Below are 21308 nucleotides of genomic sequence, written 5' to 3' on the forward strand. Positions count from 1 at the left end.
ATCTCCTCCGGACTGCTTTGTCTGTTCAATTCGTGTGAATCGTGGGGCACGTTGCCGCGCGCAAGCGCGCGGCAACGGTTTGCATCAATTTTCTTCTTCGAGCCAGCAGGTGCCGTGCTGCGCGAGCATCGCGCTCGCCGCGGCCGGCCCCCACGTGCCCGCCGCGTACGGCTTCGGCGGCTTCAGCGAGCGCGCCCATTCGTTCAGGATCGGCTCGACCCAGCGCCACGCGGCTTCCTGCTCGTCGCGGCGCACGAACAGGGCGAGGCGGCCGTTGATCACGTCGAGCAGCAGGCGCTGGTAGGCCTCCATCTGCCCTTCCTTGAAGAACTGGTCGAACGCGAGGTCGAGGTGCACGCTCGCGAGGTTCATCCCTTCGCCGGGCTGCTTCGCGAGGCAGTACAGGCGAATCGTCTCGTTCGGCTGCAGCCGGATCACGAGGCGGTTCGCGCCGGCGCGCAGCGCGGTGGGCCCGAGCGCCGAGTGCGGCACCGGACGGAAATTGACGACGATCTCCGCGACGCGATCGGCGAGACGCTTGCCGGTGCGCAGGAAGAACGGCACGCCGGCCCAGCGCCAGTTCTCGATCTCGACCTTCAGCGCGACGAAGGTTTCGGTCTGGCTGTCGGGCTTCACGCCCGGCTCGGTCGCGTAGGCCGGCACCTGCGCGCCCTTGATCACGCCCGCATGATACTGGCCGCGCACCGCGACCTTGCCGATGTCGCGCGGATCGACCGCTTTCAGCGCACGCAGCACGCGCAGCTTCTCGTCGCGCACCGAGTCGGAATCCATCGAGTGCGGCGGCTCCATCGCGACGATCGACAGCAGCTGCAGCAGGTGGTTCTGCACCATGTCGCGCAGCGCGCCCGTATTGTCGTAGAAATCGCCGCGCGCCTCGACGCCAAGCTCCTCGGCGATCGTGATCTGGATGCTCTCGACCCATTCGCGGCGCCACAGCGGCTCGAACAGCGCATTGCCGAAGCGCAGCGCGAGCAGGTTCTGTACCGGCTCTTTCCCGAGGTAGTGGTCGATCCGGTAGATCTGGTCTTCCGCGAAGATCTCGCCGACCGCGTCGTTGATCGCGTTCGACGAGCGCAGGTCGTAGCCGAGCGGCTTCTCGAGCACGATGCGCGCGCCTTCGTTCAGGCCGACCGACGCGAGCGCCTTGCAGATCGGCACGAACAGCGACGGCCCCGTCGCGAGATAGAACACGCGGATGCCGGGCAACTGCGCGACCGCGTCGCGCAGCACGGTGTAGTCCTCCGCGCGGCCGAGGTCGAGCTTCACGTATTCGATGCGCTCGAGGAAGGCGTGCCACGCGCTGTCGTCGAACGCCTTGCCGGCCGCCTTCGCCGCATGCGGCTTCACGTGCGTGTCGACCCATTCGAGATAGCCCGCCCGATCCGATTCGTGCCGCGCGACGGCAACGATCCGGCCGCTTTCCGCGAGCATGTTGCCGCGGTGCGCTTCGAACAGCGCGGGCAGGATCTTGCGCATCGACAGGTCGCCGGTGCCGCCGAAAAGTACGAAGGTAAAGCTGGAATCGGTATGCATGTGTCTCCGCCGGTTGGGGTGCTGGGAAGCGATCCGTAGTGCGATAAAAATATTTTTGACACTGAATTGTAGTTTAACTACAATCCGCCGCAAGGGGTAGCACCTGGGTGAAGAAAAAAAGAAGTGCGGTCGATGAACTGCGCGAGCTTCGCCTTCGGGAACGCCTTGTGCCGAATGTTATCGGACATTGATGGTGCGCATCGTCCGCGCGCCGTCGCCCCGGGCTCGCGCCGCGGCATCGCGGCGGGCCAGAAACACAATGAGGAGACACGCCGTTGAATCTCGATTCACGCTTTCTGTAAGAGCCCGGCCGGTCATCGGCCCCGTACGCTGCACGCGTCCCGCGGCTCGATTTCCCCGTCGTTTATCAAGAAGCCGGTTCCCGGTCAGGGAACTTCACGAGTTGATTCAGTCTGGAGGAGATAAGTAATGAAAGTTCGCTCGATCATGGGCGCGCTCTGCGCCGCGGGTCTGATGGCTGGCGCCGTGGCGGCGCAGGCGGCCGAGAACGTAACGGTGCTGCACTGGTGGACCTCGGGCGGCGAGTCGAAGGCCGTCGGCGTGCTGAAGGACGACCTCCAGAAGCAGGGCTACGTGTGGAAGGACTTCGCGGTCGCGGGCGGCGCGGGCGCGGCGGCCATGACCGCGCTGAAGACCAAGGTGATCAGCGGCGACTCCCCGTCGGCCGCGCAGATCAAGGGCCCGCTGATCCAGGACTGGGCCGACCAGGGCGTGCTCGTCAATATCGATTCCGCTGCCGGCGACTGGAAGCAGAACCTGCCGCCGGAAATCGACAAGATCATCAAGTACAAGGGCCATACCGTCGCCGCGCCGTTCTCGGTGCACCGCGTGAACTGGCTCTATATCAACAAGGCCGCGCTCGACAAGATCGGCGCGAAGGTGCCGACCACCTGGCCCGAGTTCTTCGCGGTGGCCGACAAGCTGAAGGCCGCGGGCATCCAGCCGGTCGCGATGGGCGGCCAGCCATGGCAGGACCTGACGCTGTGGGAAGACGTCGTGCTGTCGCAAGGCCCGGCGTTCTACAAGAAGGCGCTCGTCGATCTCGACCCGGCCACGCTGAGCTCGCCGCAGATGCTGTCGGTGTTCGACACGGTGCGCAAGATCCAGGGCTACTTCGACACCGGCCGCAACGGCCGTGACTGGAACCTCGCGACCGCGATGGTGATCAACGGCAAGGCCGGCATGCAGTTCATGGGCGACTGGGCGAAGGGCGAGTTCGAGAACGCCGGCAAGAAGGCCGGCAAGGACTATATCTGCGCACCGGTGCCCGGTACGGCGAATTCGTACACGTTCAACGTCGACTCGTTCGTGTTCTTCCAGCAGAAGGGCCAGAAGGACGCGACGCCGGGCCAGGTCGCCCTCGCGAAGACCATCATGACGCCGGCCTTCCAGGAGCAGTTCAGCCTGCTGAAGGGTTCGGTGCCGGTACGCCTCGGCGTGAAGATGGACAAGTTCGACGACTGCGCGAAGAAGTCGTATGCCGACGAGCAGACCGCGATCAAGTCGGGCGGCTTCGTGCCGTCGCTCGCGCACGGGATGGCGCAGGGCGACGCGACGGCCGGCGCGATCACCGACGTCGTGACGAAGTTCATGAACTCGCAGCAGGATTCGAAGAGCGCGGTCGCCGCGCTCGCGAAAGCCGCGAAGGTGAAGTAAGGCGCAACGGGCGCCCGGCCGGAAACGCATCGTCGGCCGGGCGTTTTTGCATGTGCAGCAAACGGGCTCGCCCGCGGGCCCGCGCCGTACCCGGCGCCGGCCCGGCCTGCGCCGCCCTCGTTCCAGGAGTCGAATCAAGTGGCTGCCCCTCTTAGCGGAAACGGATCCGGCACTGCCGTCGCACGGCGCACGTCGCCGATGTCGGCTTTCGCCGATCGCTGGATTCCGAAGCTCGTGCTCGCGCCGAGCCTCGCGATCGCCGTCGTGTTCATCTACGGCTTCATCCTGATTACCGGCTATCTGTCGCTGACCAACTCGCGGCTGTTGCCGAACTACGAATTCGACGGCTTCGGCCGTTACTCGGACCTGTTCCAGAACGACGTGTGGTGGACCTCCGCCGCGAACCTCGGCTGGTTCGGGATTCCGTTCATCGCGATCTGCGTCGCGCTCGGGCTGTTCCTCGCGATCCTGCTCGACCAGCGAATCCGCAACGAAGGCGCGCTGCGCGCGATCTTCCTGTACCCGATGGCGCTGTCGTTCATCGTCACGGGCACCGCGTGGCAGTGGATCCTGAACCCGGGCCTCGGCCTGGAGAAGGTGATGCACGACTGGGGCTGGACGAGCTTCTCGTTCGGCTGGCTCGACGATCCGGACAAGGCGATCTTCTGTGTCGTGATCGCCGCCGTGTGGCAGTCGACCGGCTTCGTGATGGCGCTGTTCCTCGCCGGGTTGCGCGGCGTCGACGCCGAGATCTTCAAGGCCGCGCAGGTCGACGGCGCGACGCTGCCGACCATCTACCGCAAGATCGTGATCCCGAGCATGCGCCCGGTGTTCTTCTCGGTGCTGCTGATCCTCTGTCACATCACGATCAAGACCTTCGACCTGGTCGTCGCGCTGACGGCGGGCGGCCCCGGCACGTCGTCGTCGCTGCCGGCCATGTTCATGTACACGTTTTCGTTCAACCGCGGCCAGCTCGGGCTCGGCGCGGCGTCGTCGGTGATGATGCTCGCGACCGTGGTCGCGGTGCTGGTGCCGCTGATGTATATGGAATCGAGGAGCACCCGCAATGCAGCCTAAGATGACGATCAGCCGGGCAGTGATCTATGCGGCGCTGATCCTGTTCGCGCTGTATTTCCTGTTCCCGATCTACGTGATGCTGTCGACGTCGTTCAAGGACCTCGACCAGCTGCGCACCGGCAACCTGCTGACGCCGCCGACGCACTGGACCTTCGATCCGTGGGTGAAGGCGTGGAGAGGCGCGTGTACCGGCGTGCGCTGCGACGGGATGAAGCCGTTCTTCCTGAATTCGCTGCAGATGGTGATTCCGGCCGTGCTGATCTCGTCGCTGATCGGCGCGTTCAACGGCTACGTGCTCACGCACTGGCGCTTTCGCGGCGCGGATGCGCTGTTCACGATGATGCTGGTCGGCTGCTTCATTCCGTTCCAGGTGATCCTGCTGCCGATGGCGCGCCTGCAGGGGATGCTCGGCCTCGCGAATACCATTCCGGGCCTGGTGTTCGTGCACGTCGTGTACGGCATCGCGTTCACGACGATGTTCTTCCGCAACTTCTACGTGAGTGTGCCGGCCGAGCTCGTGAAGGCCGCACGCATCGACGGCGCGGGCTTCTTCACGATCTTCACGAAGATCCTGCTGCCCGTGTCGCTGCCGATCTTCATGGTGTGCCTGATCTGGCAATTCACGCAGATCTGGAACGACTTCCTGTTCGGGATCGTGTTCTCCGGCGTCGATTCGATGCCGATCACGGTTGCGCTGAACAACCTCGTCAACACGTCGACGGGCGTGAAGGAGTACAACGTCGACATGGCAGGCGCGATCATCGCCGCGCTGCCGACACTGCTCGTCTACGTGGTCGCCGGCCGCTACTTCGTGCGCGGGCTGACGGCGGGCGCGGTGAAGGGGTAAGCGCGGTTTCATCCGATACGACGAACCGGCCGCGCGCGATGCGCGGCGCATCGAAACGAACCCGACGCGGCGCCGCAGTGCGCCGCGCGAGACGAGACAGAGGATTCAGAGCATGGCAAGCCTTTCCATCCGTGACGTGTACAAGACCTACCCGAACGGGGTGCCGGTCCTGAAGGGTGTCGACATCGAGATCGAGGACGGACAGTTCCTGATCCTGGTCGGCGGGTCGGGCTGCGGGAAGTCGACGCTGCTCAACATGATCGCCGGCCTCGAGACCGTGACGAGCGGCGAGATCTGCATCGACGGCAAGGTCGTCAACGACCTGTCGCCGAAGGATCGCGACATCGCGATGGTGTTCCAGTCGTACGCGCTGTATCCGTCGATGACGGTGCGCGAGAACATCTCGTTCGGCCTGAACATCCGCAAGGTGCCCAAGAGCGAGCAGCAGCAGATCGTCGAGCGCGTGTCGGCGATGCTGCAGATCCAGCACCTGCTCGACCGCAAGCCGGGCCAGCTGTCGGGCGGCCAGCGCCAGCGCGTCGCGATGGGCCGCGCACTGGCGCGCGATCCGTCGCTGTTCCTGTTCGACGAGCCGCTGTCGAACCTCGACGCGAAGCTGCGCATCGAGATGCGCGCCGAAATCAAGCTGCTGCATCAGCGCCTTGGCACGACAATCGTCTACGTGACGCACGACCAGATCGAGGCCATGACGCTCGGCGACCGGATCGCGGTGATGAAGGACGGTGTGGTCCAGCAGTTCGGCGCGCCGCAGGACATCTACGATTCGCCGTCGAACCTGTTCGTCGCGGGCTTCATCGGCGCGCCGCCGATGAACTTCATCAACGGCAAGCTGGTCGAGCAGGGCAGCGGGATCGCGCTCGAGATCGACACGGGCGTCAAGCGCGGCGCGCTCAACCTGCCGTTCGATGGCCAGCTGAAGTCGCACGTCGGCCGCGAGGTAATCCTCGGCCTGCGTCCGGAGCGCATCACCGACGTGCGCCACGCGCATAACGGCGACGCGTCGCACCTGCAGCCGTTCGACGTGCGCGTCGACGTGACCGAGCCGACCGGCCCGGACACGCACGTGTTCGCGCAGGTCAACGGCAAGCGGATCGTGAGCCGCGTGCATCCGGCCGCGAACCCGCAGCCCGACCAGACGCTGTCGCTGCTGTTCGACGTGTCGAAGGCGGTGCTGTTCGATCCGGTGTCGGAAGAGCGGATTGCGTGAGGCGGCGCTTGCGCTGAATGAAAGAGAAGGGGCCGTCTTGAACGGCCCCTTTCGTTTTTGCGTGTGGCGATGCGCGGCGGCGTCAGTGCGGCAACCGCACGTCGAACTTGAACGTCGCGAGCCGCGCGACGAGGATGAAGCCGGTCGCGAGCAGCACGCTGTACACCGAGTCGAACTGCAGCCACGCGAGCAGCAGGTAGAACCAGCAGCCGACGAACGCGCAGGTCGCGTACGGCCGCGAATCGCGCAGGATCAGCGGGATGTCGTTGCACAGCACGTCGCGGATGATGCCCCCGACCACGCCGGTGATCACGCCCATCATCACCGCGATGAAGCGCGGCATCTCGGCATCGAGCGCGATCGCGGTGCCCGAGATGCTGAAGATGCCGAGCCCGATCGCATCGGCCACCAGCAGCAGCCGCTCGGCCGACAGCCGCGACAGCATCCGCAGCACGAACGGTGCGAACAACGCGAGCACGAAGATCGCGATCACGTAGTCGTCGTGGATGACCCAGTAGAACGGCCGGCGTTCGAGCAGGATGTCGCGCAGCGTGCCGCCGCCGAACGCGGTGGCAAGCGCGACGACGAACGTGCCGACCGAGTCGAGACGGTTCTTGCGCGCCTCGATGAAGCCCGAGATCGCGAAGGCGAGCGTCGCGATCGCTTCCAGGATCGAGATCGCGAGCGTCAGCCTAGGATGCGGCACGCGGCCCCCGATCGGCGGGCGCCGGCAGCGGCTGCAGCAGCACGAGCACCGCGCCCGCGCCGCCGTCGTGGCTGCGCGCCTCGCAGAACGCGATCACTTCTTCCTTCTGCACGAGCCACGCGCGCACCTTGCCTTTCAGCACGGGCTCCTTGCCGATCGAGCCGAGCCCCTTGCCGTGGATCACGCGCAGGCAGCGCAGCCCCTTCTTGCCGGCTTCGCGGATGAATTCCGCGAGCGCGTCGCGCGCCTCGTCGCGCCGCATCCCGTGCAGGTCGAGCTGCGCCTGCACGATCCACGCGCCGCTGCGCAGCTTGCGCACGACCTCGCGGCTGATGCCGGGGCGGTGGTAGTACAGCGATTCGTCGCTGTCGAGCAGCGTCTCGGGATCGAATTCGTCGGACAGCGTCGCGTTCAGCACGTCTTCCTCGTCGCGCTGCGTCTGCTTCGGCACCGGGTCGGGGGGCATGCGGCCGGGCTTCGCGCGCGGCGGCGCGTTCAGCGGCTGGATCGCGCCGATTTCGTTGCGGAACAGGTTCGCGTCGGCTTCCGCCTGGCGCGCGACCTTCGCGGTTTCGACGCGGGCGCGCTCGCGGCGGTCGGCTTCGCCTTGCAGCGACTTGCGCAGCGCGCCGAGGCCGGCAAGGCCCTGGCCGCGCAACGCGGCGGCATCAGGCGCCGGCGGTGGCGCGGCGGGCGCCGGGTTCGCGGGACGGGAGGCGATCTGCCGCTTCGCGGGATCGCTCGGATGGGGCTGGTTCTTCGCCATGATTCGGTAACCGGGCAGGCGCGTTCGGACGCGCGGGCACAAAAAAGCCGCTGCACGGCGGCAGCGGCTTTCCGGTCAAGCCCGCTTCGCGGCAGCGGACGCCATTGTAGCGCCCGGCGGCCGAACGCTTGACGCTTACTTCTTGTCGTGCAGGCTTTCGAGGTAGCGCTGTGCGTCGAGCGCGGCCATGCAGCCCGTGCCGGCGCTCGTGATCGCCTGGCGGTACACGTTGTCCTGCACGTCGCCGGCGGCGAACACGCCCGGCACGCTGGTCGACGTCGCGTTGCCGTGCAGGCCGCTCTTCGTCAGGATGTAGCCGTCCTTCATCTCGAGCTGGCCCTGGAACAGGTCGGTGTTCGGCTTGTGGCCGATCGCGACGAACACGCCTTGCACGTTGAGATCCTGCGTCGCGCCGGTCTTCACGTTCTTGATGCGCAGGCCCGTGACGCCCGACTGCTCGCCCGTCACTTCGTCGAGCACGTGATCCCACTTGATGTCGACGACGCCTTCCTTTTCCTTCTCCAGCAGGCGGTCGATCAGGATCGGCTCGGCGCGGAACTTGTCGCGGCGGTGAATCACTGTGACCTTCTTCGCGATGCCCGTCAGGTAGAGCGCTTCCTCGACGGCTGTGTTGCCGCCGCCGATCACCGCGACTTCCTGGTTGCGATAGAAGAAGCCGTCGCAGGTCGCGCAGGCCGACACGCCCTTGCCCATGAAGGCTTCCTCGGACGGCAGGCCGAGATACTGCGCGGACGCGCCGGTCGCGATGATCAGCGAGTCGCACGTGTATTCGCCCGAATCGCCGATCAGCCGGATCGGCTGTTCGTGCAGTTTCGCGGTGTGGATGTGGTCGAATACGATTTCGGTGTTGAAGCGCTCGGCGTGCTCCTGGAAGCGCGCCATCAGTTCCGGGCCTTGCACGCCCTTTGCGTCCGCCGGCCAGTTTTCGACGTCGGTCGTCGTCATCAGCTGGCCGCCCTGCGCGATGCCGGTGACCAGCACCGGGGACAGGTTGGCGCGTGCCGCGTAGACGGCAGCCGTGTAGCCGGCGGGGCCGGAACCGAGAATCAGGACTTTGGCGTGTTTGGGCGTGGACATGTGCGAATCCGTAAAAGGCGGCCGCGGCGGGCGGGATAAGGCTCGCCGGACGGTCTGGGTTGACCGGGATGCCGTCATAGATGGGTATCAGACGCGCATTATAAAGGCCCCGTTGCTGCACTGCCGAACGAGAGTTTCAATCGTGGCGATAGCGTTTCCCGGCGGCCGGCTCGCGGCGCGGCGGGGCTGCGGGGGCCGGCAGGGTGGAGCACGGCTGCCGTTGCCCGTGGCGGCGCATTGCCGCGGGCGGGCGCCATGGGCTGGCGCCGGACGGTCCGGATCGCGTGTGCGGTGTGTGCTTCAGGTACCCGGCCCTCTTATGTAACCGTCATTTACACTTGACGGCCCGGTGCAGCGTTTACAATAAGCGCGATCGAACGACAGGCGGGCCCGCGGCCCGTCCTCTTTATACGGATTCATGGCAAAAGCTCCTTATTCCGCCCAGGCACAGGCGTTGCCGCACCGGATGTCGAAGCTCCTCACGGAGATCCGCTGGATTCTCCAGGTCGCGCTCTGCGCTTTTCTGGTGATGGCCCTGTTGAGCTACAGCCGGCGCGATCCGAGCTGGACGCACGCAGCCCAGGTGGACCACATCTCGAACTGGGCCGGCCGCGTGGGCGCATGGACGGCCGACATCATCCTGCTGCTGTTCGGCCTGTCGGCCTACTGGCTGATCGTGCCGCTCGGACGGCGCATCGCGGTCAACTACCGGCGCATCACGCGTCACGAGGCGGTCGTCGACGAACCCGAGCGGCCGATCGGCTGGCTCACCGAGATCTTCGCGTTCGTGCTCGTCGTGCTCGCGTGCGACGGCATCGAGGCGCTGCGGATGTGGTCGCTGAAGGTGCAGTTGCCGCGCGCGCCGGGTGGCGTGATCGGCGAGGCCGTGGCGGGCGCGATGTCGCACGCGTTCGGCTTCACCGGCGGCACGCTGCTGCTCTTGATCGCGCTCGCGATCGGCCTGTCGCTGTATTTCCGCTTCTCGTGGCTGTCGGTCGCCGAGCGCGTCGGCGGTGCGATCCTGTCCGCCGTCAACGTCGCGAAACTGCGCCGCGAGGCCGAGCGCGACCGCAAGCTCGGCGAGGCCGCGGCCGTGCGCCGCGAAGGCAAGGTCGAGGAGGAGCGCGTGCGCATCGAGGATCACGAGCCCGTGACGATCGTGCCGCCGGTCGTCACGCCGGCAAAGTCCGAGCGTGTCGAGCGCGAGCGCCAGGTGCCGCTTTTCACCGACCTGCCGGGCGATTCGACGCTGCCGCCGGTGTCGCTGCTCGATCCCGCGCCCAAGACGCAGGAAGCGATTTCCGCCGATACGCTCGAATTCACGTCGCGGCTGATCGAGAAGAAGCTGAAGGACTTCGGCGTCGAGGCGAGCGTCGTCGCCGCGTATCCGGGCCCGGTCGTCACGCGCTACGAGATCGAGCCGGCCACCGGCGTGAAGGGCAGCCAGATCGTCAACCTCGCGAAGGATCTCGCGCGTTCGCTGTCGCTCGTGTCGATCCGCGTGGTCGAGACGATCCCCGGCAAGAACTACATGGCGCTCGAGCTGCCGAACCAGCGCCGCCAGACGGTGCACCTGTCCGAGATCATCGGCTCGGAAGTCTATGCGGCCGCGTCGTCGGCGCTGACCCTGAGCCTCGGCAAGGACATCGGCGGCAAGCCGGTGTGCGCGGATCTCGCGAAGATGCCGCACTTGCTGGTCGCGGGCACGACCGGTTCGGGCAAGTCGGTCGGGATCAACGCAATGATCCTGTCGCTGCTGTACAAGGCGACCGCCGAGCAGGTGCGCCTGATCCTGATCGATCCGAAGATGCTCGAAATGAGCGTCTACGAAGGCATTCCGCACCTGCTGTGCCCGGTCGTCACCGACATGCGCCAGGCTGGCCATGCGCTGAACTGGACGGTCGCGGAGATGGAGCGCCGCTACAAGCTGATGAGCAAGCTCGGCGTGCGCAACCTCGCCGGCTACAACAACAAGATCGACGACGCGGCGAAGCGCGAGGAAAAGATTCCGAATCCGTTCAGCCTGACGCCGGACGATCCTGAGCCGCTTGGCCGCCTGCCGAACATCGTCGTCGTGATCGACGAGCTCGCCGACCTGATGATGGTCGTCGGCAAGAAGGTCGAGGAGCTGATCGCGCGGATCGCGCAGAAGGCGCGCGCGGCGGGCATCCACCTGATCCTCGCGACGCAGCGTCCGTCCGTCGACGTGATCACCGGGCTGATCAAGGCGAACGTGCCGACGCGGATCGCGTTCCAGGTGTCGTCGAAGATCGACTCGCGCACGATTCTCGATCAGATGGGCGCCGAATCGCTGCTCGGGATGGGCGACATGCTGTACCTGCCGCCGGGCAGCGGGCTGCCCGTGCGCGTGCACGGCGCGTTCGTCGCCGATGACGAAGTGCATCGCGTCGTCGAGAAGCTCAAGGAGCACGGCGAGCCGAACTACGTCGAAGGGCTGCTCGAAGGCGGCACCGCCGACGGCGACGAGGGTTCGGCAGGCGCGGGAACCGGCGAAGGCGGCGGCGAGTCTGATCCGCTGTACGACCAGGCGGTCGAGATCGTCATCAAGAACCGCCGCGCGTCGATTTCGCTCGTGCAGCGCCATCTGCGGATCGGCTATAACCGCGCGGCGCGGCTGCTCGAACAGATGGAACAGTCGGGGCTCGTGTCGACGATGTCGTCGAGCGGCAACCGCGAAATTCTTGTGCCGGCGCGCGACGCGGAATGAGTCCGCGGCGCCCGCGGCGCCGGCCACCCACGGAGAAAACCGCAATATGCAGCAACATTCGTTCGCATTGTCCCTTCGTTCTACGCGGCGCTGGCTCGGCGCGGCGCTCGCCGGCGCATCGCTGATGCTCGCGGCGACGCACGCGTTCGCGGGCGGCACCGAGCAACTGAAGGCCTTCGTGTCGCAGGTCCATTCGGCGAAGGGCGAATTCACGCAGCAGATCGTCAAGGCGCCGAGCAAGGGCGCGAGCGCCGCGCAGGTCGCGCCGAAGCCGAACGACAATTCGAGCGGCACGTTCGTGTTCTCGCGCCCGGGCAAGTTCATCTGGACGTACCAGAAGCCGTACCAGCAGGTGCTGCAGGCCGACGGCGACAAGCTCTACGTGTACGACCGCGACCTGAACCAGGTCACCGAGCGCAAGCTGAACGGCGCGCTGGGCGCGAGCCCGGCCGCGATCCTGTTCGGCAGCAACGATCTCGACAAGAACTACACGCTGCGCGATGCAGGCGAGAAGGGTGGGATCGACTGGCTCGAGATGTTGCCGAAGGCGCAGGACACGCAGTTCCAGCGGATCGGCATCGGTTTCCGCAACGGCACGCTCGCCGCGATGGAACTGCACGACGTGTTCGGCAACGTCACGCTGCTCACGTTCACGAACATCCAGACGAATCCGCCGCTGAAGGGCGATACGTTCAAGTTCGTCGTGCCGAAGGGCGCGGACGTGATCAACGGCTGAGCGGCGTCGCACCGTTGTCCCGACACGGGCCTGCCGGCAACGGCAGGCCCGTGTTGTTTACGGGCGCGGGCACCAGACGCGGGCACCAGACGCGGGCACCAGACGCGGGCACCAGACGCGGGTACCAGGCGCGGGCACCAGGCGCGGGCACCGGACGCGGCCACCAGGTGCGGGCCCGGCGGCGCAGTCGCGCGGCTGTCATAATATCGGGTCCTGCGGCCCGTTCGGCCGCCATTGTCTGATCTGGAGCGAGGGTTCATGTCCGACCTGTTTCAAGTCGAGCCGCGCCGGCCGCTCGCCGAGGCGCTGCGGCCCAAGACGCTCGCCGAGGTGATCGGCCAGACGCACCTGCTGGGCGAAGGCAAGCCGTTGCGGCTCGCGTTCGAATCCGGCAAGCCGCATTCGATGATCCTGTGGGGGCCGCCCGGCGTCGGCAAGACGACGCTCGCGCGCCTCACCGCGCTCGCCTTCGACTGCGAATTCATCGCGCTGTCCGCGGTGCTCGGCGGCGTGAAGGACATCCGCGAGTCGATGGAGCAGGCGAGGGACACGCTCAACCGCACCGGCCGCCACACGATCCTGTTCGTCGACGAAATTCACCGCTTCAACAAGGGGCAGCAGGATGCGCTGCTGCCGTTCGTCGAATCGGGGCTCGTGACCTTCATCGGCGCGACGACCGAGAATCCGAGCTTCGAAGTCAACTCGGCGCTGCTGTCGCGCGCCCAGGTGTACGTGCTGCAGTCGCTGAACGACGACGAGATGCGTCAGTTGCTCAAGCGTGCACAGGAAATCGCGCTCGACGGCCTCGCGTTCGAGGACAAGGCGGTCGATACGCTCATCGGTTACGCGGACGGCGACGCGCGGCGCTTCCTCAACCTGCTCGAGCAGGCGCAGACGGCCGCCTCGTCCGCCCGAATCACGACCATCGATGCCGATTTCGTCAGCAGCGCGATGACGCTGAACGCGCGGCGCTTCGACAAGGGCGGCGACAATTTCTACGACCAGATCTCGGCGCTGCACAAGTCGGTGCGCGGTTCGAGCCCGGACGGCGCGCTGTACTGGTTCTGCCGGATGATCGACGGCGGCGCGGATCCGAAATATCTCGCGCGGCGGATCGTGCGGATGGCGTGGGAAGACATCGGCCTGGCCGACCCGCGCGCGCTGCAGATGGCGAACGACGCGGCCGCAACCTACGAGCGGCTCGGCTCCCCCGAAGGCGAGCTGGCGCTCGGGCAGGCGGTGATCTATCTCGCGTGCGCGGCCAAGAGCAACGCGGGCTACAACGCGTTCAACCAGGCGATGGCGTTCGTGAAGCAGGACAAGTCGCGCGAGGTGCCCGTGCATCTGCGCAATGCGCCGACCAAGCTGATGAAGGAACTCGGCTACGGTCATGCGTATCGCTACGCGCACGACGAACCGAACGCCTATGCGGCCGGCGAGACCTACCTGCCGGAAGGCATGCGCGAGCCGCGCTGGTACAAGCCGGTGCCGCGCGGGCTCGAATCGAAGATCGCCGACAAACTCGCGTGGCTGCGCGAGCTCGACCGCGAGGCCGGCAAGAAGGACTGACCGGCCACACGCGGCGGCGGGCGCTGCGCCGGGTGCGTCAGCGCTTGCGGCCCGGCTGCTTCTTCCAGTACTCGAACGGCTCCGCGTGGCATTCGATGTCGAGTTCGGCGACCCGTGCGTGCAGGCGCTCCTGCGCATCGGCGATCGCGAGGTTGTAGATCGCCGGCGCGATTTCCTCGACGAAGAAGTGCAGCAGCGCGCCGGCCTGGATGTTGCCGATCGGCTCGTCCATGTTTTCTGTGAAATAGCGTTGCAGCGACGCGATCGCGCGGTCGCGCACATCCTTGTCCAGTTCGATGGCCATCGGGTTCCTTGAGTTGCGGTGACGGGCGGCAGGTGTTTCGTTCGATGCGTTGCCGCGGGCGGGCGCGGGCGTTTCGCGATTCCGCAGCGGTTCGAAGCCGTGCGACTCGCCGGCTGCCGAGCGGCGGAACGGCAATGCGATACTGCCATGGCCATCGCACCACGGTCATCGCCCGTTTGAGGCATTGTCCGTTCGTCCAGTGCCGTGGCGACCGCGCGGTGCGTTAGAATTCCCGTCTTACACAACGATTTCCCAAGTCCTCCCATGCTCGACATCCAGTTGCTGCGCAAAGACCTCGACGGCGTCGCGAAGCGCCTCGCCGATCGCGGCTACACCCTCGACGTCGCCGCGTTTTCCGCCCTCGAAGCGGAACGCCGCGCGATCCAGACCCGTACCGAAGAGCTCCAGGCGCGCCGCAACAGCCTGTCGAAGCAGATCGGCGCGATGAAGGGGAAGGGCGAGGACACGTCGGCCGTGATGGCCGAAGTCGGCGGGATCGGCGACGAGATGAAGGCGTCGGAGGCCAAGCTCGGCGAGATCCAGACGCGCCTGTCCGACCTGATGCTGGGCATGCCGAACGTCGCGCACGAAAGCGTGCCGGTCGGCAAGGACGAGGCCGACAACGTCGAGGTGCGCCGCTGGGGCGCGCCGCGCCAGTTCGACTTCGAGGTGAAGGATCACGTTGACGTCGGCACGCCGCTCGGTCTCGATTTCGAAACCGGCGCGAAGCTCGCCGGCGCACGCTTCACGATGCTGCGCGGCTCGATCGCACGCCTGCACCGCGCGCTCGCGCAGTTCATGATCGACACGCACACGCTGCAGCACGGCTACAGCGAGACGTACACGCCGTACATCGTGAATCCCGAGATCCTGTACGGCACGGGCCAGCTGCCGAAGTTCGCGGACGACATGTTCCGCGTCGAGAAGGGCGGCGGCGAGAACACGATCACGCAATACCTGATCTCGACGTCCGAGATTTCGCTGACGAACACCGTGCGCGAATCGATCGTCGAAGGCTCCGCGCTGCCGATCAAGCTGACCGCGCATTCGCCGTGCTTCCGCTCGGAAGCCGGCTCGTACGGCCGCGACACGCGCGGGATGATCCGCCAGCACCAGTTCGACAAGGTCGAGATGGTGCAGGTCGTCGCGCCGGACGCATCGTACGCGGCGCTCGACGAGATGGTCGGCCACGCGGAAGCGATCCTGCAGAAGCTCGGCCTGCCGTACCGCGTGATGGCGCTGTGCACCGGCGACATGGGTTTCTCGGCCGCGAAGACGTTCGACCTCGAAGTGTGGCTGCCCGCGCAGAACACCTATCGCGAGATCTCGAGCTGCTCGAATACCGAGGCGTTCCAGGCGCGCCGGATGCAGGCGCGTTTCCGCAATGCGCAGGGCAAGCCGGAACTCGTGCATACGCTGAATGGCTCGGGCCTCGCGGTCGGACGCACGCTCGTCGCGGTGCTCGAGAACTATCAGAATGCCGACGGTTCGGTCACGGTGCCGGAAGCACTGCGTCCGTACATGGGCGGCATGGAACGCATCGACGCGCCAGCGCAGGCGTCGTAACGCGGCCTTCAAACCCCTCGCAAAAAATTTGCAGAAAGGGCTTGTCAGCCAGGAATCGATCGTCTTATAATCTTTTTCTCGCGGAAACGACCAGCCGTGAGATGTAGCAAGGAAGGAGAGGTGGCAGAGTGGTCGAATGTACCTGACTCGAAATCAGGCGTACGGTTTCCCCGTACCGTGGGTTCGAATCCCACCCTCTCCGCCAAAATACGAAGCCCCGTGATCCGAAAGGATCACGGGGTTTTTCGTTTTGGGTCGCCCGGTCATGAGCGAGGCTGCGTCGATGCCGGTGTACGATAGCGCGCAGGCGCATGGGCCGGCCGACACACGTTGAACCATAAAAGCCACAATGAGAGCGAGCACGGGGATCTGGGGAAGGCTGACGGGAGCTGTATTGCTGGCGGCGCTCGCGGCCGGCGTGTGTGTCACGCACGCGGATTGGGTCGTGAATCCCGACAGCGTCGTCGAGCTCGCGAAGAGCGTCGCAATCGGGTTCGCGGCAAGCGGGTTCCTTGCAGCCTTGTCCTGCGTACGCCGCTATCGCGACATCACGCGAATGCTGCGCTGTCGCGAATTTGCATTCGCGCTACTGAGCGTGGCGCTGCTCGCAACGCTCAGCGCGGCCTTCGCCGTGCTCGATTATCTCTGCGTGGCGCTCGCCCCGCCGCCGGTCGAAAACCATCTCGTTCGCTTCGATGCGATGCTTGGTTTCCATTGGCCGGACCTGTACCGATGGGTGATGGCGCAAACGGGCCTGCACCGTGTGCTCGATCTCGCGTATCGCAGCGGCATGCCGCAACTGATTGCTGTGCCGTTCATCCTGGCGGCGGCCCGCCGCGTCGACGATCTTGCCGAGTTCGTCGCGCAGTTCATGTTTGCGGTGATCGTGGTCGTGCTCGTCTCCACGCCGTTCCCGGCTGCCAGTGCATTCATCCATTTCGGCATCACCGACCCGGGCACCGCATCGACGGTGACACACTACGACCTGCTGCGCAGCGGGCAATTCCATCGATTGAACCTGGCCGAATCGCAGGGGCTCGTGTCGTTGCCGTCGTTCCATGTGATGCTGGCGCTGCTGTTCGCGTATGCGGTGCGGCATGTCCGCTACGTGTTTCCGGCCGCGGTCGTGCTGAATGCGGTGATGATCGCATCGACGCCGACGCAGGGCGGTCACTACCTGGCTGACGTGATTGCCGGGCTCGTGTGCGGTGTGCTGTCGATCGTCGCGGTGCGTCGCTGGATGGCCGGCCGGCGCACGACCGAGACGGCCGGACCGCGCGCGGCAAGTCCGACCTGATCGCGCGACACCCGAGTCGCGACACCCCGGCCGGCACGCGCCTGCCGGCAACCCCCGGTCCCCACCTTTGCCGGATCGCCGTCTTCCTCGCGGCCGCCCCCCGGGATACCCGCCGCCGCTTTCCTGCTTCAGCCTTGGCTCCGCGCGCCGTTAACAGTGAGCGGTGGCAAGCGCCTTCCGCGCCGTCGCCGCTCCCCGTCGATTCAAGGTCCCATGAAGCTGAGCTACAAGATTCCCCTCGCATTCGCCATTGCGCTGCTGCTGATGTTCTGCGGTGCGCTGTACGGTATCCGCATCCTCAATCGGTCGATCGATACGTTCGTGAACGACGTGCAGACGCATGTCGCCAACGAGCGGCTCGTGTCGGCGACGCTCGTGCAGTTCAAGCTGCAGGTCCAGGAATGGAAGGACACGCTGCTGCGCGGCAAGCAGCCCGACAAGCTCGACAAGTACTGGCAGGCATTCCAGACGCGCGAGCGCACGGTCGACACGCTCGCCGCGCAACTCGTCAACCAGTTGCCGCCCGGCGAGAGCCGCACGCTCGTCGAGCAGTTCATGCGCGCGCATACGGCGATGGGCGACGGCTACCGGCGCGGGTTCGACGCATTCAAGGCCGCGGGTTTCGAGCCAACTGCCGGTGACGCGGCCGTGGCGGGCGTCGACCGGGCACCCGCCGAGCTGCTCGAGCGCGCGGCGAAGACGATCGCCGACGAGAGCGCCGACGTGTCGGCGCAAACAAGTCGCGACGCGCGCCACGCGACCACGGCAAGCGTCGTGCTGATGCTGATCGTGCTCGGCATCGCGATGATCGGGGCGTTCCTGTTCAGCCGCGCGATCCTGCGGCCGCTCGATCGCGCGGTCGCCTGCGCGCAGGCGGTGGCCGGCGGCGACCTGACGCGCGACGTCGACGCGGCGGGCCGCGACGAGATCGCCGATCTGCTGCGTGCGTTGCGGACGATGCAGGCGAGCCTGTCGGGTGTCGTGCTCGAGGTGCGTACGCATGCCGAAGCCGTCGCGACCGCGAGTGCGCAGATCGCATCGGGCAATCACGACCTGTCGTCGCGCACCGAGGCGCAAGCCGCGTCGCTCGAGGAAACCGCCGCCAGCATGACCGAACTGACGGATATCGTGCGCCAGTCGGCCGGGTATGCGCAGCACGCGGCGCAACTGGCACAGGACGCATCGGACATTGCGTCCGCGGGCGGCAGTGTGATGACGGACGCCGTCGACACGATGAGCGGGATTGCCGCCAGTTCGGCGAAGGTTGGCGAGATCATCGCGGTCATCGACAGCATCGCATTCCAGACTAACATCCTCGCGCTGAACGCGGCCGTCGAGGCGGCGCGGGCGGGCGAGCAGGGGCGCGGCTTTGCGGTCGTCGCGTCGGAGGTGCGCACGCTCGCGCAGCGCAGTGCGGCCGCCGCGAAGGAGATCAAGGCGCTCATCGAGCAATCGACGCGGCGGGTCGACGAGGGCGCCGTGCTGATCGGCCGCGCGGGCGAATCGATCCACGAGATCGTCGGCGCGGTGCAGCGGGTCACGACGATCGTCGGCGAGATCTCGTCCGCATCGCAGGAGCAGAGCGGCGGCATCCAGCAGGTGAACGTCGCGGTCACGCAGATGGATGAAGCGACGCAGCGCAACGCGGCGCTGGTCGAACAGGCGTCGGCCGCAACGCAGGCGCTGGCCGAGCAGGCGAGCGCGCTGCGGCACGCGGTCGCCGTGTTCAGGCTGCCGCAAGCCGCGTGACGATATCGCCGATCGCGACCGCACCGCCTGGCATCACGCCGTGGCCGAATACTGCGCGAGCACGCGAGCGCGGATCGACGGCTTGATGTTCGATTGCGCCATGTTGCCGCCGTAGTGCGCGACGACACGCGGATTCATCACGCGATACCAGAGCGGCGGCACATAGGCGAACAGGATCATCGTCGCGTAGCCGGCCGGCAGTTGCGGCGAGTCGTCGAAGTGGCGCAGCGCCTGGTACGAGCGCGTCGGGTTCGCGTGATGGTCGGCGTGCCGCTGCAATTGGTACAGGAACAGGTTGGTGACGACGTGATTGCTGTTCCACGAATGCTGCGGCGCGCAGCGTTCGTAGCGGCCGCTCGGCAGCTTGCGGCGGCCGAGCCCGTAGTGCTCGACGTAGTTGACGACTTCGAGCAGCGACGCGCCGTACACGGCCTGGATCACGAGGAACGGGATCACGACCTTGCCGGCCATCGCGATCGCGATGCCCCACACGACGACGGTCATCGCCCACGCATGCAGAACCTCGTTGCGCCAGGTCCACGGCGAATGCCCGAGCCGCTCGAGGCGCGCCTTTTCGAGCCGCCAGGCCGAGCGGATGCTGCCCGTCACCGTGCGCGGCAGGAAGGCCCAGAACGATTCGCCGTAGCGCGCGCTCGCCGGGTCCTCGGCCGTCGCGACGCGCACGTGATGGCCGCGGTTGTGCTCGACGAAGAAGTGCCCGTACGCAACCGGCGCGAGCGTGACTTTCGCGAGCCAGCGTTCGAAGTGGCTGGTCTTGTGCCCGAGTTCGTGCGCGGTGTTGATCGAGATGCCCGTCGCGGCGCCGAGCGACAGCGCGAAGCCGACGTAGTCGTACCACGCGAGCGCATGCGTGCCGACGATCCACACGCACATGAAGAACGCAACGTATTCGACCAGCGTCGCGAGATAGACGATGTAGCGGTAGTAGCGTGCCCGTTCGAGGTGCGGGACGACGGCTTCGGGCGGATTGTCGCGATCGTCGCCGATCAGCGTGTCGAGGATCGGAATCACACCGAACGCGAACAACGGGCCGAACCACCAGAACACGTGAAGGCCCGTCGACAACGCAAGCTGGGCCGAGAGGATCGGCAGCGTGATCGTCAGCGCACCGAGCAGCCACAGATAACGTTTGCCATCCGACCAGCCCGAGGCCGATTCGTCGGTCATTGCCATTGTCTCCCTCCTTTCGGGGCCGGCTCTGCGCTCGCGGGCGCGACGGCCGGACCTGCACGTTTATCGTCGTTCGAATCGTCGTTGGTCCGCGACACGGCGCGCGGCACCGGATCGGTGGCCCGGCTGTGCCAGTTATACGACCGTCGCGCACGCTTTCCAAACCCCGGCGCTAGGCATGGAACTCCAAACGGCGAGCCGTGCATGCCGCGCGTCGGGAAGGGCCGGCACGGGGGTGATTGAAACAGCCCCCGCAGGCCCGATCCACCCGTGCGGCCGAGGTCTCGTCAGAGGAATGGGTGTTGTGACGCTCGCGTGCCGCCGGCGGTGAGCTTCGCAACGAATGTTGCAATGCAATAAGTACGGCTCAACGACGTGCGGTGGCGCAGCTCTTTTCCGTACATATGTTACGAACGATTACGGCCGCGGCGATGAAATGCCGGATGTTCGCCGCGCGAAATGCCATACATGACAAGGCGAGCGGGGCGACATGTCCGACCTTGCGATTCGGTTGCCATGCGCCGCTGCGCATCGGCGCGCCGATGCTGCATCTGCACACCCGCGCGTGCGCGGCATCCGTTGCCTTTCGATCCGCGCTGTCATTTGAAAATAACGATTTGACTCATGCCCCGCTTTCGGTTGAAGCTAGTAGCTTGCTGTCCGAAGGGGGCTGTGCCTGCATGAGTTCGACCTTGACCGTTCGTCGTATCGCTGCCGACCAGGGCCGTGTGTATCGCGAACTCCGCGCCGCGTCACTGCGTGAGCCCTACGCGCCCGGCGAAGCGCCGGAGGCCGAATTGCTGAACGTCGATGCCGACGCGGCGGCGGCCATCGCCGCGCTGCGCGCCACGTCCGACGAGTCGACGACTTTCCTGCTGTACACCGAAGGCCATCCGGCCGGCATGATCGGCGCGTATTTCGACAATACGCCCGAGCGGCGCGCGTTCGTCAGCGAGCTGTGGGTCGCGCACGCGGTCCGCCATCTGCGCGGCGGCGTGCTGTTGCTGGAAACGGCCACCGCGTGGCTGGCCGAACGCGGTGCGCAGGACGTCTATGCATGGATCGCCGATGCGAACCGCAACGCAATCCGTTTCTACGAACGCGCGGGTTTCGGCAACACGGGCGAGCATGCACCAATCGCGCGCATGCCCGGCGCGATGAAGTCGTTGTTCGTGTCGCACTTCAACACACCCTGACGCATGAACGCGCGGGCCG

Annotated in this window: 17 protein-coding genes and 1 tRNA gene; 12 read left to right on the forward strand and 6 right to left on the reverse strand. The window is 66.3% G+C overall.

The features are described 5' to 3' along the window. Positions 1-84 precede the first annotated feature (84 nt). Entirely contained in the window at positions 85-1554 is a 1470-nt protein-coding gene (gene zwf / locus LMA02_RS04335) for a glucose-6-phosphate dehydrogenase (RefSeq protein ID WP_228907064.1), read from the reverse strand. Between the two features lie 429 nt (positions 1555-1983). Here zwf and LMA02_RS04340 point away from each other — a divergent pair, with 429 nt between their 5' ends. The 4 genes from LMA02_RS04340 (at position 1984) to LMA02_RS04355 (ending at position 6383) form a co-directional block, all read left to right on the forward strand. Then, a complete protein-coding gene (locus LMA02_RS04340; protein WP_228907065.1) occupies positions 1984-3231 on the forward strand; it encodes an ABC transporter substrate-binding protein in 1248 nt (415 codons plus the stop codon). Between the two features lie 138 nt (positions 3232-3369). Further along, complete coding sequence (locus tag LMA02_RS04345) at positions 3370-4308, forward strand: carbohydrate ABC transporter permease (RefSeq protein ID WP_228907066.1); 939 nt, start codon at positions 3370-3372, stop codon at positions 4306-4308. Continuing rightward, positions 4298-5155 carry a carbohydrate ABC transporter permease gene (locus LMA02_RS04350; RefSeq protein WP_228907067.1) on the forward strand — a complete coding sequence of 286 codons (858 nt, stop codon included), beginning with the start codon at positions 4298-4300 and terminating at the stop codon, positions 5153-5155. The genes LMA02_RS04345 and LMA02_RS04350 overlap by 11 nt, the downstream gene beginning before the upstream one ends. Before the next feature lie 112 nt (positions 5156-5267). Next, positions 5268-6383: an ABC transporter ATP-binding protein gene (locus LMA02_RS04355; RefSeq protein WP_228907068.1), complete on the forward strand. Its 1116-nt coding sequence runs from the start codon at positions 5268-5270 to the stop codon at positions 6381-6383. Positions 6384-6465: 82 nt separating this feature from the next. Here LMA02_RS04355 and LMA02_RS04360 read toward each other — a convergent pair whose 3' ends face one another. The 3 genes from LMA02_RS04360 to trxB form a co-directional block, all read right to left on the reverse strand. Further along, entirely contained in the window at positions 6466-7089 is a 624-nt protein-coding gene (locus LMA02_RS04360) for a trimeric intracellular cation channel family protein (RefSeq protein ID WP_166725116.1), read from the reverse strand. Next, positions 7076-7855: a Smr/MutS family protein gene (locus LMA02_RS04365; RefSeq protein WP_228907069.1), complete on the reverse strand. Its 780-nt coding sequence runs from the start codon at positions 7853-7855 to the stop codon at positions 7076-7078. Before LMA02_RS04365 ends, LMA02_RS04360 begins: the two co-directional genes overlap by 14 nt. Before the next feature lie 135 nt (positions 7856-7990). After that, a complete protein-coding gene (gene trxB, locus LMA02_RS04370; protein ID WP_006756164.1) occupies positions 7991-8953 on the reverse strand; it encodes a thioredoxin-disulfide reductase in 963 nt (320 codons plus the stop codon). Between the two features lie 418 nt (positions 8954-9371). Here trxB and LMA02_RS04375 point away from each other — a divergent pair, with 418 nt between their 5' ends. The 3 genes from LMA02_RS04375 (at position 9372) to LMA02_RS04385 (ending at position 13986) form a co-directional block, all read left to right on the forward strand. Then, on the forward strand, positions 9372-11681 hold the full coding sequence (locus LMA02_RS04375) for a DNA translocase FtsK (RefSeq protein ID WP_006750826.1): 2310 nt from the start codon (positions 9372-9374) through the stop codon (positions 11679-11681). A gap of 46 nt (positions 11682-11727) precedes the next feature. Beyond that, on the forward strand, positions 11728-12417 hold the full coding sequence (gene lolA / locus LMA02_RS04380) for an outer membrane lipoprotein chaperone LolA (protein ID WP_228907070.1): 690 nt from the start codon (positions 11728-11730) through the stop codon (positions 12415-12417). A gap of 258 nt (positions 12418-12675) precedes the next feature. Continuing rightward, a complete protein-coding gene (locus tag LMA02_RS04385) occupies positions 12676-13986 on the forward strand; it encodes a replication-associated recombination protein A (RefSeq protein ID WP_228907071.1) in 1311 nt (436 codons plus the stop codon). 37 nt (positions 13987-14023) lie between these two features. Here LMA02_RS04385 and LMA02_RS04390 read toward each other — a convergent pair whose 3' ends face one another. Then, on the reverse strand, positions 14024-14290 hold the full coding sequence (locus LMA02_RS04390; RefSeq protein WP_006750829.1) for a DUF2164 domain-containing protein: 267 nt from the start codon (positions 14288-14290) through the stop codon (positions 14024-14026). Positions 14291-14554: 264 nt separating this feature from the next. Here LMA02_RS04390 and serS point away from each other — a divergent pair, with 264 nt between their 5' ends. The 4 genes from serS to LMA02_RS04410 all read left to right on the forward strand — a co-directional run bounded on the left by serS (position 14555) and on the right by LMA02_RS04410 (position 18902). Beyond that, on the forward strand, positions 14555-15856 hold the full coding sequence (gene serS, locus LMA02_RS04395; protein ID WP_228907072.1) for a serine--tRNA ligase: 1302 nt from the start codon (positions 14555-14557) through the stop codon (positions 15854-15856). 114 nt (positions 15857-15970) lie between these two features. Continuing rightward, positions 15971-16061 (forward strand) — tRNA-Ser (locus tag LMA02_RS04400). A gap of 144 nt (positions 16062-16205) precedes the next feature. Then, the gene (locus LMA02_RS04405) at positions 16206-17153 is read left to right on the forward strand and encodes a phosphatase PAP2 family protein (protein WP_228907073.1); all 948 of its coding nucleotides are present in this window, start codon (positions 16206-16208) and stop codon (positions 17151-17153) included. Between the two features lie 213 nt (positions 17154-17366). After that, the gene (locus tag LMA02_RS04410; protein WP_228907074.1) at positions 17367-18902 is read left to right on the forward strand and encodes a methyl-accepting chemotaxis protein; all 1536 of its coding nucleotides are present in this window, start codon (positions 17367-17369) and stop codon (positions 18900-18902) included. Positions 18903-18935: 33 nt separating this feature from the next. On the opposite strand, the gene LMA02_RS04415 is transcribed toward LMA02_RS04410, so the two are convergent. Further along, the gene (locus LMA02_RS04415) at positions 18936-20096 is read right to left on the reverse strand and encodes an alkane 1-monooxygenase (RefSeq protein ID WP_228907075.1); all 1161 of its coding nucleotides are present in this window, start codon (positions 20094-20096) and stop codon (positions 18936-18938) included. A gap of 539 nt (positions 20097-20635) precedes the next feature. Between LMA02_RS04415 and LMA02_RS04420 the strand changes: the two genes are divergently transcribed. Continuing rightward, complete coding sequence (locus LMA02_RS04420) at positions 20636-21289, forward strand: GNAT family N-acetyltransferase (protein ID WP_228907606.1); 654 nt, start codon at positions 20636-20638, stop codon at positions 21287-21289. The last annotated feature ends 19 nt before the right edge of the window (positions 21290-21308 follow it).

This window comes from Burkholderia sp. B21-005 (genome assembly GCF_020843965.1).
GTDB lineage: Bacteria > Pseudomonadota > Gammaproteobacteria > Burkholderiales > Burkholderiaceae > Burkholderia > Burkholderia ambifaria.

Coding starts and splice junctions, on each gene's coding strand:
- serS (WP_228907072.1), top strand. CDS start 14,555: ATGCTCGACATCCAGTTGCTGCGCAAAGACCTCGACGGCGTCGCGAAG.
- LMA02_RS04415 (WP_228907075.1), bottom strand. CDS start 20,096: ATGGCAATGACCGACGAATCGGCCTCGGGCTGGTCGGATGGCAAACGT.
- LMA02_RS04405 (WP_228907073.1), top strand. CDS start 16,206: ATGAGAGCGAGCACGGGGATCTGGGGAAGGCTGACGGGAGCTGTATTG.
- zwf (WP_228907064.1), bottom strand. CDS start 1,554: ATGCATACCGATTCCAGCTTTACCTTCGTACTTTTCGGCGGCACCGGC.
- LMA02_RS04340 (WP_228907065.1), top strand. CDS start 1,984: ATGAAAGTTCGCTCGATCATGGGCGCGCTCTGCGCCGCGGGTCTGATG.
- LMA02_RS04350 (WP_228907067.1), top strand. CDS start 4,298: ATGCAGCCTAAGATGACGATCAGCCGGGCAGTGATCTATGCGGCGCTG.
- trxB (WP_006756164.1), bottom strand. CDS start 8,953: ATGTCCACGCCCAAACACGCCAAAGTCCTGATTCTCGGTTCCGGCCCC.
- lolA (WP_228907070.1), top strand. CDS start 11,728: ATGCAGCAACATTCGTTCGCATTGTCCCTTCGTTCTACGCGGCGCTGG.
- LMA02_RS04390 (WP_006750829.1), bottom strand. CDS start 14,290: ATGGCCATCGAACTGGACAAGGATGTGCGCGACCGCGCGATCGCGTCG.
- LMA02_RS04375 (WP_006750826.1), top strand. CDS start 9,372: ATGGCAAAAGCTCCTTATTCCGCCCAGGCACAGGCGTTGCCGCACCGG.
- LMA02_RS04410 (WP_228907074.1), top strand. CDS start 17,367: ATGAAGCTGAGCTACAAGATTCCCCTCGCATTCGCCATTGCGCTGCTG.
- LMA02_RS04355 (WP_228907068.1), top strand. CDS start 5,268: ATGGCAAGCCTTTCCATCCGTGACGTGTACAAGACCTACCCGAACGGG.
- LMA02_RS04365 (WP_228907069.1), bottom strand. CDS start 7,855: ATGGCGAAGAACCAGCCCCATCCGAGCGATCCCGCGAAGCGGCAGATC.
- LMA02_RS04420 (WP_228907606.1), top strand. CDS start 20,636: ATGCTGCATCTGCACACCCGCGCGTGCGCGGCATCCGTTGCCTTTCGA.
- LMA02_RS04385 (WP_228907071.1), top strand. CDS start 12,676: ATGTCCGACCTGTTTCAAGTCGAGCCGCGCCGGCCGCTCGCCGAGGCG.